Here is a 15,438-nt window from a genome sequence, read left to right as displayed (position 1 = left end):
CGTGGTGGTCGAGGTTGCCGCGGGCCCGGTCGTAGTGCTCGGTCGTTCTGGGGTCAGCGTGCCGGGCCAGGATAGGTCACCGACACGTTCGCAGCCACAGACTGTCCGAGGTTCTTCAGCACCAGGAGCGCGGTGCCCTTCGAGAGGCTCTCCCGCCGCAATTCGGCGACGATCACCGGTCGAGTTCGCGCTCGGCTGTCGTCCCGTGTCGCTTGCAGAGTGTCTCGTGCGTATAGGGCGGTGACGATGATGGCAACGGCCATCGCGGCTGTCCCAAGCGCCGTTAGGGCTCCCGCGATGGCACCGAGGGCGACCCAGTCGGTGTCAGTCATGGGCTCTGCATACCAGCCGCTACGGACACACTCCAGGTCCGCATGAAGACCGGTCTGCGCCTTAGGTGTTGGAGCGTTCGCTGGTCAGCGGTTCTTCCTGCCGCTCCGGAGACGACGAGTCGTTCGGCGAGCCGAAGGGGGGACGCGGGGGCCGGTCGCGGCCGGTTCTTGTAGGTTCGCCGCCTTGACGAGGGCGTCGAGGTTTGCGTCGGCCTCCGGAAGGCTGTTGAAGTACATGGCGACTTCGAAGTTACCGTCCTCGTCGAAGAGCAGTCCATACGACCGGTCTGACCCGAGCTGGTGACGCTTGAGGCGGATGTAGGCAGCGAACCGGCGTAGGACCGTGTCTTGGTCGTAAGCGTGGGGTCGGGTGAAGAAGAAGAGGGTCGGGTGCCCCCACGCCCCGGCGAGGGAGATCATCCCGTCGTGGGGCTGCCCGTCAAGGCGGGTGCGTCGGATGCACTCGTCAATACCCTCCAGCACGGTCTGCTGGGTGTCCTCCGACAGGGCGAACATGTCAGCGCCGAAGCGGACCATGCCGTTTCCGTGCGCCTCGACTGCGTCGACGAGGTCGAGGACCCGGGGGAGCGCCCGGTAAGTCGGCTTTACCGGTTGGGGAACACCCGGGACCAGGTTGTCACGGTTCATCCACGCGTCCAGCTCGGCGCACTGGTCCCCAACAAACGTCAGGACCGCGTCCTCGTCGTGAGTCGGGCGGGCGCGCTTCGTCTCTCCTGGAGTGTCGGGGTGTTGCGGGTGGAGCCGGTCGGGGTCGGGTTCGACGTAGAGGTCGGCGTCCATGAACAGCATGAAAAGATCGAGCTCGTCTGCGCCCTTGTAATAGGTGGTTACGTCCGAGTCGGTCCGTCGGCGCAGGTAAAGGAGGAACTCCGAGGGCCGTTGGCATACCTGGGCGATGGTCTCAAGATCGTGCAGCGATGTGATCCACGGAGTGCCGTGTGTTGGTAGCAACCCACTGCTGCGATGATCGCCGAGGTTCGTGCCCAAGGGACCGATGTCATCAAGGAGTGCGACCACAGACCGGACTTCACGCACGGGGCTCAGGTCGAACCAGGTGCCGTCGCGCAACCAAATCCCATGGTTGTTCTCGATGAGCGCCTGTAGACGTGCAGCCTGTGCATGGCCGTTCCCGATCGTCGCGCGCAGGTCGTTCCACAGTCGGTGGACGTCTCCCCGACGAGCCGGGGCTGACATCGATTTGCCCTTCACCTCGACGCAGATCGCCACGTCGCCGATGACGAACAGCCCGTCACCCTCCACGATCTTCCCCACACTCTTCAGGTTCGCGCTGTCCCGGCCAAGCAGGTGCGCGCTGGTGTCATCCGTGGGTGCGTAGTACTTGGCGCCTGCCAGGGCCGGTGGCGCCCCCAAGACACGTTGTAGGGAGTCGAGGGCAAGACGTTCGCTGACGACCTGCCGGACTTTCTGGTCGTATGTGTGCCAGTGCTTGGTATTCGTGAGCGCACCCTCGACGGTACGACGCAAGGAGTCCAGTCCGACACCGATGGTGGTCTCGGCAAAGTTTCCGGCCCCGTCCGACACCAGAGGTTTGGCGAGAAACGGGTTTGTCGAAGTCAGTAGTTCGAACACCCGGTCTTCCGGTGCGACGCTCGGGTCGAACTCTTGGGCCGAGGAGTTCATGACAGCGAACGCAGCCGTTTCCGAAATCCCAGCATCCTGCGCCACCTGTGCCGGCGTCATCACTGCTCTGCCCGCTGGCCGGATCAAGAACTTCTCGAGGGCTGCCTGGAGCGCTTTCCGCCATTCCACTGGCATGTCGGCTTGCGCGGTCCCTCGGTCGCGTCCGAACACATCGATGGTCTCGTCGACAACCGACTTCAAGCGCTCCCTGCCGATGTTCTTCATCGTGTTGCGGACCGCGACAACATCTGGATAGGTGTATCCGAGGTACTCACTCATCAGCGGCCGAACTCTCGGGTCGTCGAACAGTTGGGTATCCTGTGCGTCGCGAATGCTGTCGTACAGAAGGTTGCGGATGAGCAGGACGGACGACTGGTACTGCGCGGCGAGCAGCGCTAACGAGTCGCCCTGGAGCGTGGCCTCCGACAGGTGACGATAGTTCGCTAGTCGAATCAGGCGCGAAGAGCGATCACGAAGTTCAGGGATGACACCGTCGGGGCGTGAATCCTCGTGCGGTGTAGGTGGGCGCCTGCGCGAAGGGCGGCCCAGGAGCATGGCTGCGACGATCTCGACGTTCAGTGCTGACGCGTCGGGGAGGGTGAGGAGCGGGCTCAGGGGGAAGAACTCTTGCATCCGCATGAGTTCGATGACGTCGAACGCGTCCGCGTCGTGTACCAAGGCGAGCATCTGCTCCACCGCCCTGTCGACCTCGGCGCGGAACACCCTTCGAAGGTCTGTCGGGGTGTGGCATCCCGCGAACAAGCCGAGCTCCGCCTCTGGGTCTTCGTTGAACGGTATCTCCCCATGGTTCGAAGGCTCGGGGCTGACTTCAGGCATCTGCTTCATACGTTTCCTCGCTCTGGGAGAGACCCTACGGTCATTCATAATGTCCTGGCTGCGTTGCTAGCGGGTCAAACCTCAGGCGCGGTCGGGGCCTGTGCCACGCTGGTCTAGTGAACCCTTCTGGCAACTCGGCTCCGCACCGCCGAGATGGGACCTCTGCTTGTGTGTCGCCTCCCCGGGCCTTCTCGGCGCGGGTCTGGTCGAATCGCCAGAGAACTCTTTGTGGGGCGCGGCGGCCAGCCACTCAAGTCCTACAGGCGCCTCGTCCTCGACGCGTGGGTCATGGACGGGAGACGAGATCTCCCGGTCCACTTCTGGAAGGACCACCGCTGCTCGAATCCGCGCTCCATCGTCGTGTGCACGCCGCGGTTGAAGTGAATCTTGCACTGCGTGAACCCGGCGGGGCACGGCCGCTGGACGCTGCACGAGTGCCCGCGATGGTCTCCTGGGGTACTGGCTGGGGCCGTCGTTACCCCTCCGGGGTAGGTCGGCGGTCGAGAACGCAGACCGTTGTGAGAGCGTCTGCCGATGGCTGACAATGTCGAGCACGTTCGACACGAAATCCGGTTCGCGCTGAATCAACTGCGAGTTCGGAACGGCCAACACGAGTTCGAGACCTTGACGCGGATGCTCGCCAGGGCGACGGTGACCCGGAACCTGCTGCCGGCGACCGGGCCGGTCGCCGGTGGTGGAGACCAGGGTCGCGACTTCGAGACATTCCCGACGCAGCTGCCGGGACAGGTCCAGCGGATCGGGCGCGACCTCGGCGTCCCGGACCGGGCCATGGTCGGTTTCGCGTGCACGCTCCAGCAGAGCGACCTGCGTGGGAAGATCCGTGCTGATGTCGCCGAGATCGTCGACGGCGGGTCCGAGGTCGAGTCCATCGTCGCGTACTGCGAGGCGGATATCCCGGTCGCGCGGCGGCACGCAATCGAGCGAGATGCGATGGAGCGACACCGGGTGCGCCTGGCGGTCTTCGACGGCAACGCGATCGCTGAGCTTCTCTCGGACCATGCATTGTTTTGGATCGCAGAGACCTACCTGCACCTTCCCGCGCGGGTGCTGCCGGTGCCCTTTGACCGGCCCGACTGGTACGACGAGGACCTTGCTCGCTGGCGCGCGGATACCGACCCAGTCGACACGGTGGGTCGCCTGCTCGACCTCGCTGGGTGCTTGCACTACGCGTGCGTGACCCGCGAGGGCCGCCCCGACCTGCCATTCTGGCTCGAGCGGCTGGAGAGTGCTCTCGAGCCAGGCCGTCCACAGGCGCTTCGCAGGAGGGCGCTGTACGAGTGCGTGGCCGCGAACATCCGCGGCCTGGGCGACCTGACTCCCGCCGATGATCGGGCCGCGGAGTACCTGGACGAAGCCGTCATAACCGCTGACGGTCAGGAACTCTCGGACGCGTCGGTGCTCCTGATGTACATGACTGGTGCGGCGGCACGTGGCAGGACTGGGCACGCTGCGGAGACCCTTCATGCTTGGAACGTCGGCCTGTCCCAAAGGGTCGAGGTGCTCCTAAATGCGGACCCGCCTCCTGGTGCCGCCTGCATCCTCCTCGACACGCTCGGGTGGCTGCGGCTTCAACCCGATGTGATGACCGCGAACGAGACCGAGGACGGGTACGTCATCGGTGACAAGTTCACAGACATGACCTCGGAGGAGCTCCGAGCGGCGATGGCGGCCGGTGAACTGACGCTGGTCAATGTGCCACTTGTGGACCCGGCGGGTGCGATCGGCGCGTATAGGAGGCTGGTGGAGGTTCTCCCAGGGGCACCCTTGTTCCCTGTGGAGACTCTTGGCAAGGTGTTGACGATGTTTGCGCCGGTCCTGGTTGACATCCCCGGTTACGACGAGGTGGTCGATGCCATCGACGCGCGGGTCGCGACGACCAGCGGAGAGACGACAGCTGCGAACAACGCCCTCGATAGGTGCCAGGCGTTGATCAGCGCGGAACGGCGGGTTGCTGCGCTTAAGCAGCTGCACCGGGCTCGGAACGGGTTGTTCTCGGGGGACAGCCGGGAGCAAATGGTGCACGCGACTCTGGCAACCTCCGTCGCTTACCGAGAGCTGGGCCTGTACATGGCGGCCAAGCAGTACGCACTGGCGGCGGCGTACCTCGTTGATAGCACGGACCCAGCTCAGCACTCGATCGGGTTGGCGTACGCCGCGTTCGCCGACTACCACCAGGGGTCGTGGTGCAGCGCTGCTCACATGAACTGCGTTGCACTGGTGTCACACCGTCTGCTCGCCGAGCGGCCGATGGACTTTGATCGGCATGGCTGGCTCACGGGCGCGTTCTTCGAGCTGACCCAGATCAGGTCTTTGGCTCGCAAGGCCGGGGATCCGTACTGGGCGAACGTTGAGGGCGCTATCGTCCGCGGCGGGATCAGCGAGTTCCTGGATGACCTTCTCGCTGAAGCGTTTGAGGGTCGACGGCCGTGGTTCGAGGACATCGAGTTCGACGAGCACGTCGATCGGGTGGTCGACGATCTCGGGAGGCCACCGTTCGGTGACACGACCGAAGTCCGCCACGTCCGGTTCGATGCCCTAGGGGTTACTTGGAAGGTCGTGTTTCGCAACTTGTATGCCGACGTTGCGGTCGGTGAGCGGTTCGCGGCCGCTTTGCAGGTCCTACTGGCGCATCTGGCTGACAAGGATTTGGGCCTCGTACCGATGCGCAGGGCCGTCTACGTCACCGCGCTCCCCGCAGGCGCTGACTTTAGCGTCGAGGACAAGGCATCGACGCCCGCGGAGAGCAGGCTCAGTGTGCTGTTGCCCGCCGTCGACCGTCTGACGCATGAGTCGGCCAACGTGGTCGCTCGGCGGACGTTGGCAGCAGTCACGGCCGCGGTCGTGGAGGTTTCCACGCTGTCCGATGACCGGTTCCAGGAGATCTTGGTCGGCGGTCTTGAGGATGATCTGCTAACCGACATCACATTCGCTGTCCCGTACGACGTGCTCTGGCGCTCGACCGTATCCGAGGCGAGTTTCGATGCCCGACCGCGCACGACCGCGCCACTCTCAGCGCCGGACGTGACCTCGGCTGAATCACATCCAGATCTCGCAGCTCCTAGCACGAGAGGGCCCGGGTACGACCCAGACCGGAGCCGAAAGGAGATCCAGCATCGCTACAACGACTTGCCGCCGCGGATGAGGCCAACTCTCGACGCGTTGCGGAACGATGCCGCCTTTGCCGATGTGGTCGTCACGCTGCGCGACGAGGGCTGGAGGGACTGGCAAATATTGATCGCGGTCCACAACGTCGCGAAGAACGCACGGCACACGTTTCTCGCGCCGGGGTCACCCGATGAGGCGCGGCAGTTGCGCGAGGTGTTCATGGCCCCGGAGCCGGAGGGCGACCCGGTGGCAACCGACCTGTTCACCGTCGAGGCGTTGAGACAGGCACTACTGGTGACCGTCACAGCCAGCGCCCAGACCTGGTGGAGTCTGGTCGTTCGGCCGGAGCCGTTGCCATCGGCTGCGGTATTGGAGCTCCTTCGGGCCAGGTACGGTTGGAGCGAGGATGACATCGACCATTCGGATCCGTTCGTAAGGCCGGCAGTCGCAGCCGAATAGACCAGCGGCCAAGTGGCGAATTCCCGGGCACTAACAGAGCCGACCAGCATGAAATGTCGACACGAGTTGCGCTGTTGTCACTGTCATCGCTACCCCGCAATCTCCTGGGCAGGGAGTAGTTGCGCTTTGACGGTGCACAGCCCAAGACTCAGCCGAACCGAAGGTCCTGGTAGGCGTAGCGCGCCTTCGCCCTGGGGCGAGACTCGACCCAACGACACCCCTGTGTCCTACTGGGCGGTATGACATCCATGGCTGGGGGCTTCATACCGAGCCAGGGTCCGTGTGCTGCCGAGGGTTGGCACCAGTTGGTTCCCCGTGGTCTCAGATCCACTGCTGCCCACCGCTGCCGGGACGGACGTGAGAACTTCCAGTCCACGCTCACCCGGTCTGGCCATTGACACCCGGTCTGTCTCTGTTGGTTTAGCCTGTGAGTTAAGGAGACGTCCGCGAGCCGCGTGTCGCGTGCCGGGTCTGATGGAGGCTCTCATTCCACGGAAGGATGAGAGTCATGGCAGCACCGAGGAAGTACCCCGAGGAGCTTCGGGACAGAGCGATCCGGATGGCGCTCGATCTGCGGCGGGACCCGGCGACCAGGACCGGTGCGCTGCGCCGGGTGGGTGAGCAGCTGGGGATCAATCCCGAGACATTGCGCAACTGGGTCACGCAGGCCGAGATCGACGAGGGCCACCGTCCTGGGACGACGACGGCGGAGACGCAGCGGATCACCGAGCTCGAGCGTGAGGTCAAGGAGCTACGGCGGGCGAACGAGATTCTGCGGACGGCGTCGGCGTTTTTCGCCGCGGCGGAGCTCGACCGCAAGCTGAAGTGAGCACTGCGGTGCTGGTCGAGTACATCGACCAGCACCGCGGCCGGTTCGGGGTCGAGCCGATCTGCACCGTCCTACGTGAGGCCGGGATGCAGATCGCCCCGAGCAGCTACTACGCCGCCAAGACCAGGCCGCCCTCGGCGCGGGCGGTGGCCGACCAGGGCCACCGGGAGGTGATCCGGGCGGTCCACGCGGACAACTACGGCGTCTACGGCGTCCGCAAGATACACGCCGAGCTGAACCGGACCGGGCACCGCATCGCCCGGTGCACCGTGCACCGGATCATGCGGGCCGAGGGACTGCGCGGGATTACCCGCGCCAAGGGCCCCAGGACCACGATCCCGGGCACCGGTCCGGGCACCCGACCGGACCTGCTGGACCGCGACTTCAAGGCGCCCGCACCGAACAGGGTGTGGGTCGCCGACATCACCTACTGCCGCACGTTCGCCGGGTGGGTCTACGCCGCGTTCGTCATCGACGTGTACTCCCGCCGCGTCGTCGGCTGGCAGCTATCCAAGTCCCTGCGCACCGACCTGGCCCTGGACGCCCTCGAGATGGGCCTGTGGACCCGCCAGCACGCCGGCCAGGACACCACCGGCGTGATCGCGCACTCGGACAAGGGCGTGCAGTACCTCGCCGTGCGGTACACCCAGAGGCTGGCCGAGGCCGGCGCCGTCGCCTCGGTCGGCTCGACCGGCGACTCCTACGACAACGCCATGGCCGAGGCGTTCAACTCACTGTTCAAGGCCGAGCTCGTCCGCAACAAAGGGCCCTGGAAGCACATCGACGACCTCGAGATCGCCGTCGCCGAGTACATCGACTGGTTCAACCACCGACGCCTGCACGGCGAGCTCGGACTCGTACCCCCGGTCGAGCTCGAGGATCACTACTACCGTCACAACCACGCACCAGCTACCGTCGACGCGTCAGTTCAGAGCCTCCACTAAACCCGGTACGCGACAGCCCAGCGTAATCGCTACGTCGTGCATCTCGCATGCATCTTGAGGGCGCCTGTTCCGCCAGCTTGGGATCCCGAGGGAGCACTTTCCAGGCCGTGACGGGCCCCAGTTAAGCGATGCCGCCCACGCCTCCAAGGTTGTCTGGCTTCCTACCTCAAACTCCACGGACGTGTGACGTGAAAGCCCGAGGTCCTTCTTCCTGGCCGCGACCCCACGATGGCTGCCGGCCATTTGCGGGTGCAGCACCCCAAGCTGGGGTGTGACGGCCGTTGAACCGGCTGCGTCGTGGTGCGGGCACCGGCGATCGGACACGGTGTCCGTGCCGAACAACCTCTGTTGCTGCAGCCCGCCTGCCGGTCCAGCGCGGGAGGGTCCATGTAAGTTGCTCGGGACAGGGCGGAAGTTTCGAGAAAGAGGAGGGCCGAGGGTGACCTACGCCGACAGCGACGTGCAGGTCATGACGCAGCGCCAGCTCGAGTCAACCCTGTGGGCCGCGGCAAACGCGCTACGGGGGCCCGTTGACCCGGGCGACTTCAAGGCCTATGTCTTCCCGGTGATGTTCTACAAGTGGATCTCGGACACCTGGGACTCCTGGCATGCACATGCGATCGAGATATGGGGCGACGAGCTCACGGACGAGATCGAGGCCGACTATCACCCGTTCACGATCCCCGACGGCTGCCACTGGGCGGACGTGCACCAGACCGTCACCAACGTCGGCGTAAAATTGAACACCGCTCTGCAGCGCATCGAACAGGCCAACCCCGACCTGGTCGGCGTCTTCGGAGACGTGAACTGGGCCAACAAGCAGCGCCTGCCCGAGAACGCCCTGGTTGCCCTACTTGACACCTTTCATGGCGTTAAGCTCGACCCGAACCACATCGAAGGCGACATGCTCGGAGCTGCGTACGAGTACCTGCTGCGCGAGTTCGCCGAGGCCAGCGGCAAGAAGGCCGGGGAGTTCTTCACGCCTCGCCACGTCGTCCACCTGCTCGTCAAGATTCTCGCCCCCCAGCCAGGTGACCACATCGTGGACCCGGCCTGTGGCTCGGGCGGAATGCTGGTCGAGACGATCAACGCGGTCACCGAAGCCGGTGGCGATCCGCGGACGCTGCGACTGCATGGCCAGGAGATCAACCTGACCACCAGCGCCATCGCAAAGATGAACCTCTACCTGCACGGACTGAGCGACTTTGAGATTCGCCGCGGCGACACCTTCCGGGAGCCGCGGTTCGTCACGAAGGGCAAGCTCGACCGGTTCGACGTCGTCATCGCCAACCCGCCGTTCAGCCTTCAGAACTGGGGTGCCGCCGGCTGGTCCAACGACCCCTACGGTCGCGCGTTCTGCGGAGTGCCACCGGCCAAGAACGGCGACTTCGCCTGGATCCAGCACATGATCTCGGTGATGCGGGAGGACACCGGTCGGGTCGGGGTCGTCATGCCACACGGCGTTCTGTTCCGCGGCGGCAAGGAGGGCAACATCCGGCAGTGCCTGGTGGAGAAGGACCTGCTCGAGGCGATCATCGGACTGCCCAACAACCTGTTCTACTCCACGACTATCCCGGTGGCATTACTCATTTTCCGCAAGACTAAACCAGTTGAGCGCGCCGGCAAGGTGCTCTTCGTCGACGCCGCAGCACGGTTCCGCGCCGGCAAGAACCAGAACACGATGTCCGACGCCGACATCGAGACGATCCACGCGGCTTACGCGCAGGGTGAGGACATCGACGGCGAGAGTGGTCTTAACCTGCGCCTGGTCAACCTGGACGAGATCGCCGGCAACAACTTCGATCTGAACATCGGGCGCTACATCACCACCCAGGCTGCCGTCGAGGTTGACGTCGAGGCCGCCCTGGCCGCCTACCACGACGCCCGGGCCGAGCTGCGCGCCGCCGAGCACGTACTGGACGAGAAACTTAAGGCGGCGGGTTTCAATGCGTAAGGAGTGGCAGCAGGGCACTTTCGGAGACCTCGTGCAGCCGGACATTCAGAAGGTAGATGTTCAGCGGGGAACCAAGTATCCAATCGTTGGCGTGCTCGGCTTCGGGCGAGGACTGTTGCACCGAGATGCGGTCACCACGGAGAGTACGCGCTATAAGCAGCTGCACCAGGTCCGGCCCGGCCAGCTCATTTACAGCAAGCTGAAGGCGTTCGAGGGGGCTATCACTGTCGTCCCCGCCGAGCATGACATAGCCTATGCATCCCCTGAGTTCCCCACCTACAGGACCACTGCGCGGGCGCTTCCCAAGTATGTTCAGCTAATCACCCAGCGGCCTGCGCTCTGGGCGGACCTCGCAGCGCAGTCTAAGGGCGTCGGCGGGCGTCGCGAACGCCTCAACCCGAGGGACCTCTTAAGCGTGCCCGTCCAGTATCCCCAAGTCGCCGAGCAGCGGCGCATCGTGGACCTGGTCACCGCCCTTGACGACACCATCACGACCGCCGAGAGCGCCTACGCGCATCTGCTCTCCGCAACGGAACTGATGCGCGACGTTGACTTTAGTCCGGTCGGCAAAGTCTGCGTGAGTCTCGATCAGCTCTGTTCGGTTGATGGGTCGCTGGTGAAGCCGACGGGTTCCCTCGCCGAACTTCCCCACGTCGGTGCGGAGCGAATCGTCAGCGGAACGGGCGACTTGGTGGGAGTGGTCAGTGCCCGGGAAGATGGGGTGACAAGTGGCAAGTATCGGTTCGACGACCGGCACGTGATCTACTCCAAGATTCGGCCAAACCTTCGCAAAGTGGCGGTACCCGATGCGCCGGGTTTGTGTAGCGCTGACGCGTACCCCCTTCTCGGCCGGGACGGGGTTCCACGGCGCTACCTTCAGCAGCTTCTACTGAGCAGCGCCTTCACTGAAGTGGCGGCCTCTCGCTCTGGCAGGACGAAGATGCCAAAGATTAACCGGACCGAGCTTATGTCGATCGAGGTTCGCTGGCACGCGGCCGACGAGATGGCCGGTCTCGCCGGTAAGTACGACGCCTTGACCAAAGCACGTGAAGGGCTGCGGCGGCATGCGACCCGTCTACGCAATGTCCGCTCGAACCTGCTGACCGCCTTACTGTCGGGCGAGCACGAGATCCCGGAGTCGTACGACGAGCTGATGGAGGACGTGGCTGCATGAGCGGGTTGGGGGAGCTTCTGAGTGTTCAGGCGCCGCTCATCAAGGCGTTGGAAGGTGTCGGGTGGACTCACGTCCCGGCCAATGAGCTGGGTCGGCCGGACGAGGATCCGTTCGTCACCGACCAGGTGGTGGAGTCGCTGGTGCGGCTGAACCCGGTGATCGCGGAGGACCCGGAGCGGGTGCACGAGGTGTTGCGTCAGCTGCGGACGATGCCCCTGACTGCGCATGATGTCGGCTTGATGGAGAGCAACCGGGATTTCGCGGCCTGGCTGCGCGGTGAGGTGACGCACGAGTTCGTCGGCACCAAGGGCTCGGTCCCGGTGCGGTTGCTCGATTTCGATGACTTGTCCAACAACGTCTTCGTCGTCTCGGAGGAGATTCGGTACGGCATCCCGGGGCACGTGGCCCGGTTCGACGTGGTTCTGTGGGTAAACGGCTTCCCCCTGGTCGTGGGGGAGCTGAAAACACCGGTGAACCAGCGGGTGTCGTGGGTCAAGGGCGCGAGCGAGCTGGTCGAGACCTACCAGGAGAGCTGGGCGCCGTTCTTCGTGCCGAACGTGCTGACCTTCGCCACCGAGGGCAAACAGTTCCGTTACGCCGGTGTTCGCACCCCGGTGCAGCACTGGCACACCTGGGGGGCGGTGAAGGACCAGCCGCGCCTGGCCGACGTGCTGCAGGCCGCGACCTCGATGCTGACGCCGCGGACCGTGCTCGACTTCCTGGCCGACTACGTTGCGTTCGAGACGCCGCAGTCCGACGACGGCACCCGTTCGCTGAACAAGCTGCTAGCCCGATACACCCAGTACGAAGCCGTCAACCTGATCGTGGGCCGGGTAAAGGACCCGGCCCGGCGCAAGGGCCTGATCTACCACACCCAGGGGTCGGGCAAAACGCTGGCGATGGTGTTCGCGGCCGGGAAGCTGCTGCGCGACCCCGAGCTGAACAACCCGACGATCGTGCTGGTCGCCGACCGCGTGCAACTCGTCCAGCAACTATGGGACCAGTTCCGCACCACGTCCATGCCACGGCTGCAAGTACCGCCCACCGCGGGTGCCTTGCAGGACCTGCTGAGGTCCGACCGGCGTGGACTGATCTTCACCACAGTTCACAAATTCGCGGGCGCCGGAGTGCTGAACGAGCGGGACAACATCGTGGTGTTGGTCGACGAGGCCCACCGCACCCAGGAGGGCGACCTGGGGCAGACGATGCGGGCGGCACTGCCGAACGCCAACCTTTTCGCGTTCACCGGCACCCCGATCGCCGACGTCGACCGCAACACCTTTGCGACTTTCGGTGACGAGACGGACCCCGGCAGTGCGCTGCACACCTACGGCACGGACGCGTCGATCCGCGACGGGATGACCGTGCCGATCCACGTCGCCCCACGCAGGGTCGAGTTCACCCTCGACAAGCAAGGCCTCGATGAGGCGTTCAAGGTCATGGCGCAGGACGAGAACCTCGACGACGTCCAGCAGGACGAACTCGCCAGGCGGGCCTCCCGGGCCTCGACGTTCTTCGGCAACCCCGACCGGGTACGGGCCGTCTGCGAGGACCTCATTGACCACTTCTACTCCACCGTGGACCCGCTCGGGATGAAGGCGCAGATCGTCGTGGTCGACCGGGCCGCGTGCGTCGCGTACACCGAGGAGCTGGGTCAGATGCTCGAAGAGCGTCAGCAGCGGGAGTGGGCCCAGATCGGCGACGACGTGCCAGCGCCAGTGCGGGACGAGGTCGCCGTCGTGATGACCGTCGGCACCGCGAAGGGGGAGGACCCCGCCTGGCAGAAGTACGCCCTGACCGAGTCGCAGGAGGCCGACCTGCTCAAGCGGTTCCGCACCCACGGTGACCCACTGAAGTTCCTGGTCTGCACCTCCAAGCTTGGCACAGGGTTCAACGCACCCATCGAGGGCGTGCTGTACCTGGACAAGCCGCTGAAAGACCACACGCTGTTCCAGACGATCACCCGGGCAAACCGCACCTGGCGCAACCCCGAGACGGGTGCAGACAAGCGGTACGGGATCATCGTCGACTACGTCGGTCTCGGAGCTGGCTTCGCCACGGCGATGGCACCGGCCAACCCGAAGCAGGCACAGCAGCAGATCGAGATCGAGGGGCTCGTCGAGGTCTTCGAGGCGCAGCTAGAAGCCACCATGGTCCGGTTCGCCGGCATTGACGTTAACCAGCAGGGCCCACAGACGCTGATAGATGCCCAGGCCAGGATGCCCCGACCCGAGGACGAGCAGAAGTTCGCTGCGAACTACGTCATGCTTGAGGGCATCTGGGAAACCCTCTGGCCGCACGACGACCTGCGCACCCACCGCATGGAGTACCGCTTCCTGTCCCAGGTCTACGCCTCCTTGCAGCCCCCGCCCGGACCGGCCGACCACCTGTGGCACAGGCTCGGCGCGAAGACACTGGGCCTGGTGCACGGGCACATGGACGACATCAGGGTCACCCGCGCCGATGAGGTTGTAGTAGCCGACGCCGAAACGGTCCGCACCCTGATCGACGAAGGCCTTCTGGAAGATCCAAAAGAGGTTGAGGGCAAGACCGCCGACGACATCATCGACTCCATCGCCGCCCGGCTGAAGAAGCGTGAGGACGCCTCGGGCGAACACCCCGTGTACAAGTCGCTCGCCGAGCGGCTCGATCGTCTACGGGAACGGACCATGGCCGCGGCCGAGCAGTCAATCGAGTGGCTGCGGGAGGCCTTCCAGTTGGCGAAGGACCTAACTGCGGCTGAAAAGGCAGATCACGAGGGCAAGCTGGACCTGCTGCCCGATCCGCGTGTGGGGGCACTGACGCAAATCTTCGTCGAGTACGCCGCGGATGACTCGCCGGCCCTGGTCGAGCGCGTCGTCAACGACATCGACAGCATCGTCCGGGAAGTTCGGTACGACGGTTGGGAGGCCACGCAACAGGGCGACCAACTCGTACGTCGACACGTCCGTGAAGTGCTGCACAGGCACCAACTGCACAAGACCCCCGGTCTGTTCGAGCGGGCGTACGAGTACATCGCCGAGCACTACTGACCTGAGGCGTACGGGGTTCGGGCCTGCCCCGACTCGGCCACGCATCAGCGTCGCCGAACCTGCGGCGCCGCTGCCGAGAACCGGTTGACTCGTTGGTGCTGTCGACGCGCCCGGGGTGGTGCCAGGGCCTGGCGGACGCTGGCGGCTGTGGACCAGCGAGGCATGGCTGGACCACCGCCCGGAAGGCTGGGTCCGACCGCATTGAAAGAGTCCGGGCGAAATTTGGGAGGCTTCCTCTAGGCTGGCCGGCATGGCCGAGTGGTGGGTGGCAGTGCTGACGCTGGTCGTCGGCGCGGTCGTCGGCTACGGGGGGCACTGGGCGCAAGCGAAAGTCGCCACGCGCGACAACCAGGACACCATTGCCGAGGCCCGCAGGGCGACGGCCCATGATCACATGCGCTGGTCCATGGACCAACTGGTCTCCGAGGATCCAGAGTCTCGCGGGCTCGGCGTAGCGCAGCTCGAGACTCTCGCGGCATCCCCCGACCTCACCGACTTCGACGTTCGGCTGATCAGGGCCGCCCTTGCCTCAGCCCTGGAGCCGATCATAAATGAGTGGGATACTCGGGACCAGGAAGACCCGGCAGAGGAATCCCCATGAACGAGATCGTCATCACGCGCGCAGACCAGGACGTGGCTCGCCTCGACGTGAAGTTGGCTCAGCGCCTGGGCGAGCCGGTCGACCCACGGGTGCAGAAAATCGCCGACATGGACCGGGCCACCCTGCCAGACACGCGCCGCCCGACCCAGGAGGGACCGACAGCCTCGACGAACCTCGCCAACACCGGGACGCGCTTCGTGCTCTTCCAGTACGTCGACCCCTCCGACCCGCACCCGCTTCCCGTGGGCGACCCCTTTGAGGTGGGCGGCGGGCCGCTCCTGGGTGGTGTGCCCGCCAAGCTCATGCTGGGTGATGAAGTCCTTCAGGGCTGGATCACCCGCGGGTCTGGCACCGGGGCGGAGTCCCAGGACGACTAACGCGAGCCCGCGCCGGGCATATGCCGGGGTGCACACCTCGAAGCACACTGCAGCCATCGCTAGAGAGAACACGGCGCCTGCTGTCCGGGTCTCGCGGTCCGAAGGCGGCAC

9 protein-coding genes and 1 other annotated feature are annotated in these 15,438 nt (G+C 65.1%); of the genes, 7 read left to right on the top strand and 2 right to left on the bottom strand.

Translation table 11 applies throughout. The features are described 5' to 3' along the window. Window positions 1-53: 53 nt before the first annotated feature. Both Q0967_RS03360 and Q0967_RS03355 read right to left on the bottom strand, forming a co-directional pair. Window positions 54-332, bottom strand: a complete 279-nt coding sequence (locus tag Q0967_RS03360) for a hypothetical protein (RefSeq protein ID WP_299449074.1) — start codon at window positions 330-332, stop codon at window positions 54-56. 84 nt (window positions 333-416) lie between these two features. Further along, window positions 417-2,840 (bottom strand): hypothetical protein, encoded by a 2,424-nt coding sequence (locus Q0967_RS03355; protein WP_299449071.1) that lies wholly within the window; start codon window positions 2,838-2,840, stop codon window positions 417-419. A gap of 525 nt (window positions 2,841-3,365) precedes the next feature. Between Q0967_RS03355 and Q0967_RS03350 the strand changes: the two genes are divergently transcribed. From Q0967_RS03350 to Q0967_RS03320, 7 genes are all read left to right on the top strand, one after another. After that, on the top strand, window positions 3,366-6,416 hold the full coding sequence (locus Q0967_RS03350; protein ID WP_299449068.1) for a hypothetical protein: 3,051 nt from the start codon (window positions 3,366-3,368) through the stop codon (window positions 6,414-6,416). Between the two features lie 508 nt (window positions 6,417-6,924). Next, window positions 6,925-8,189 (top strand): IS3 family transposase gene (locus Q0967_RS03345; RefSeq protein WP_299449065.1). Its coding sequence is split into 2 segments (ribosomal slippage): window positions 6,925-7,216 and window positions 7,216-8,189, totalling 1,266 coding nucleotides; the frame shifts between segments, so codons are not numbered across the junction. Beyond that, window positions 7,203-7,346, top strand: a sequence feature (AL1L pseudoknot). It overlaps the preceding gene by 144 nt. A gap of 439 nt (window positions 8,190-8,628) precedes the next feature. After that, window positions 8,629-10,143, top strand: coding sequence for a class I SAM-dependent DNA methyltransferase (locus Q0967_RS03340; protein WP_299449063.1), 1,515 nt, complete (start codon window positions 8,629-8,631; stop codon window positions 10,141-10,143). After that, window positions 10,136-11,317, top strand: a complete 1,182-nt coding sequence (locus Q0967_RS03335; protein ID WP_299449061.1) for a hypothetical protein — start codon at window positions 10,136-10,138, stop codon at window positions 11,315-11,317. Before Q0967_RS03340 ends, Q0967_RS03335 begins: the two co-directional genes overlap by 8 nt. After that, the gene (locus Q0967_RS03330; RefSeq protein ID WP_299449059.1) at window positions 11,314-14,349 is read left to right on the top strand and encodes a type I restriction endonuclease subunit R; all 3,036 of its coding nucleotides are present in this window, start codon (window positions 11,314-11,316) and stop codon (window positions 14,347-14,349) included. Before Q0967_RS03335 ends, Q0967_RS03330 begins: the two co-directional genes overlap by 4 nt. A 250-nt stretch (window positions 14,350-14,599) precedes the next feature. Then, window positions 14,600-14,950 carry a hypothetical protein gene (locus Q0967_RS03325; protein ID WP_299449057.1) on the top strand — a complete coding sequence of 117 codons (351 nt, stop codon included), beginning with the start codon at window positions 14,600-14,602 and terminating at the stop codon, window positions 14,948-14,950. Further along, a complete protein-coding gene (locus Q0967_RS03320; RefSeq protein WP_299449056.1) occupies window positions 14,947-15,327 on the top strand; it encodes a hypothetical protein in 381 nt (126 codons plus the stop codon). The genes Q0967_RS03325 and Q0967_RS03320 overlap by 4 nt, the downstream gene beginning before the upstream one ends. Window positions 15,328-15,438 lie beyond the last annotated feature (111 nt).

This window comes from uncultured Serinicoccus sp. (assembly GCF_947500995.1).
Lineage (GTDB): Bacteria > Actinomycetota > Actinomycetes > Actinomycetales > Dermatophilaceae > Ornithinicoccus.
This window is presented reverse-complemented; position numbering and strand designations above follow the sequence as displayed.

What these genes read in the sequence shown, in the direction of transcription:
- Q0967_RS03325 (WP_299449057.1), top strand. Translation starts at nt 14,600, where the DNA reads ATGGCCGAGTGGTGGGTGGCAGTGCTGACGCTGGTCGTCGGCGCGGTC.
- Q0967_RS03335 (WP_299449061.1), top strand. Translation starts at nt 10,136, where the DNA reads ATGCGTAAGGAGTGGCAGCAGGGCACTTTCGGAGACCTCGTGCAGCCG.
- Q0967_RS03355 (WP_299449071.1), bottom strand. Translation starts at nt 2,840, where the DNA reads ATGAAGCAGATGCCTGAAGTCAGCCCCGAGCCTTCGAACCATGGGGAG.
- Q0967_RS03350 (WP_299449068.1), top strand. Translation starts at nt 3,366, where the DNA reads ATGGCTGACAATGTCGAGCACGTTCGACACGAAATCCGGTTCGCGCTG.
- Q0967_RS03330 (WP_299449059.1), top strand. Translation starts at nt 11,314, where the DNA reads ATGAGCGGGTTGGGGGAGCTTCTGAGTGTTCAGGCGCCGCTCATCAAG.
- Q0967_RS03320 (WP_299449056.1), top strand. Translation starts at nt 14,947, where the DNA reads ATGAACGAGATCGTCATCACGCGCGCAGACCAGGACGTGGCTCGCCTC.
- Q0967_RS03360 (WP_299449074.1), bottom strand. Translation starts at nt 332, where the DNA reads ATGACTGACACCGACTGGGTCGCCCTCGGTGCCATCGCGGGAGCCCTA.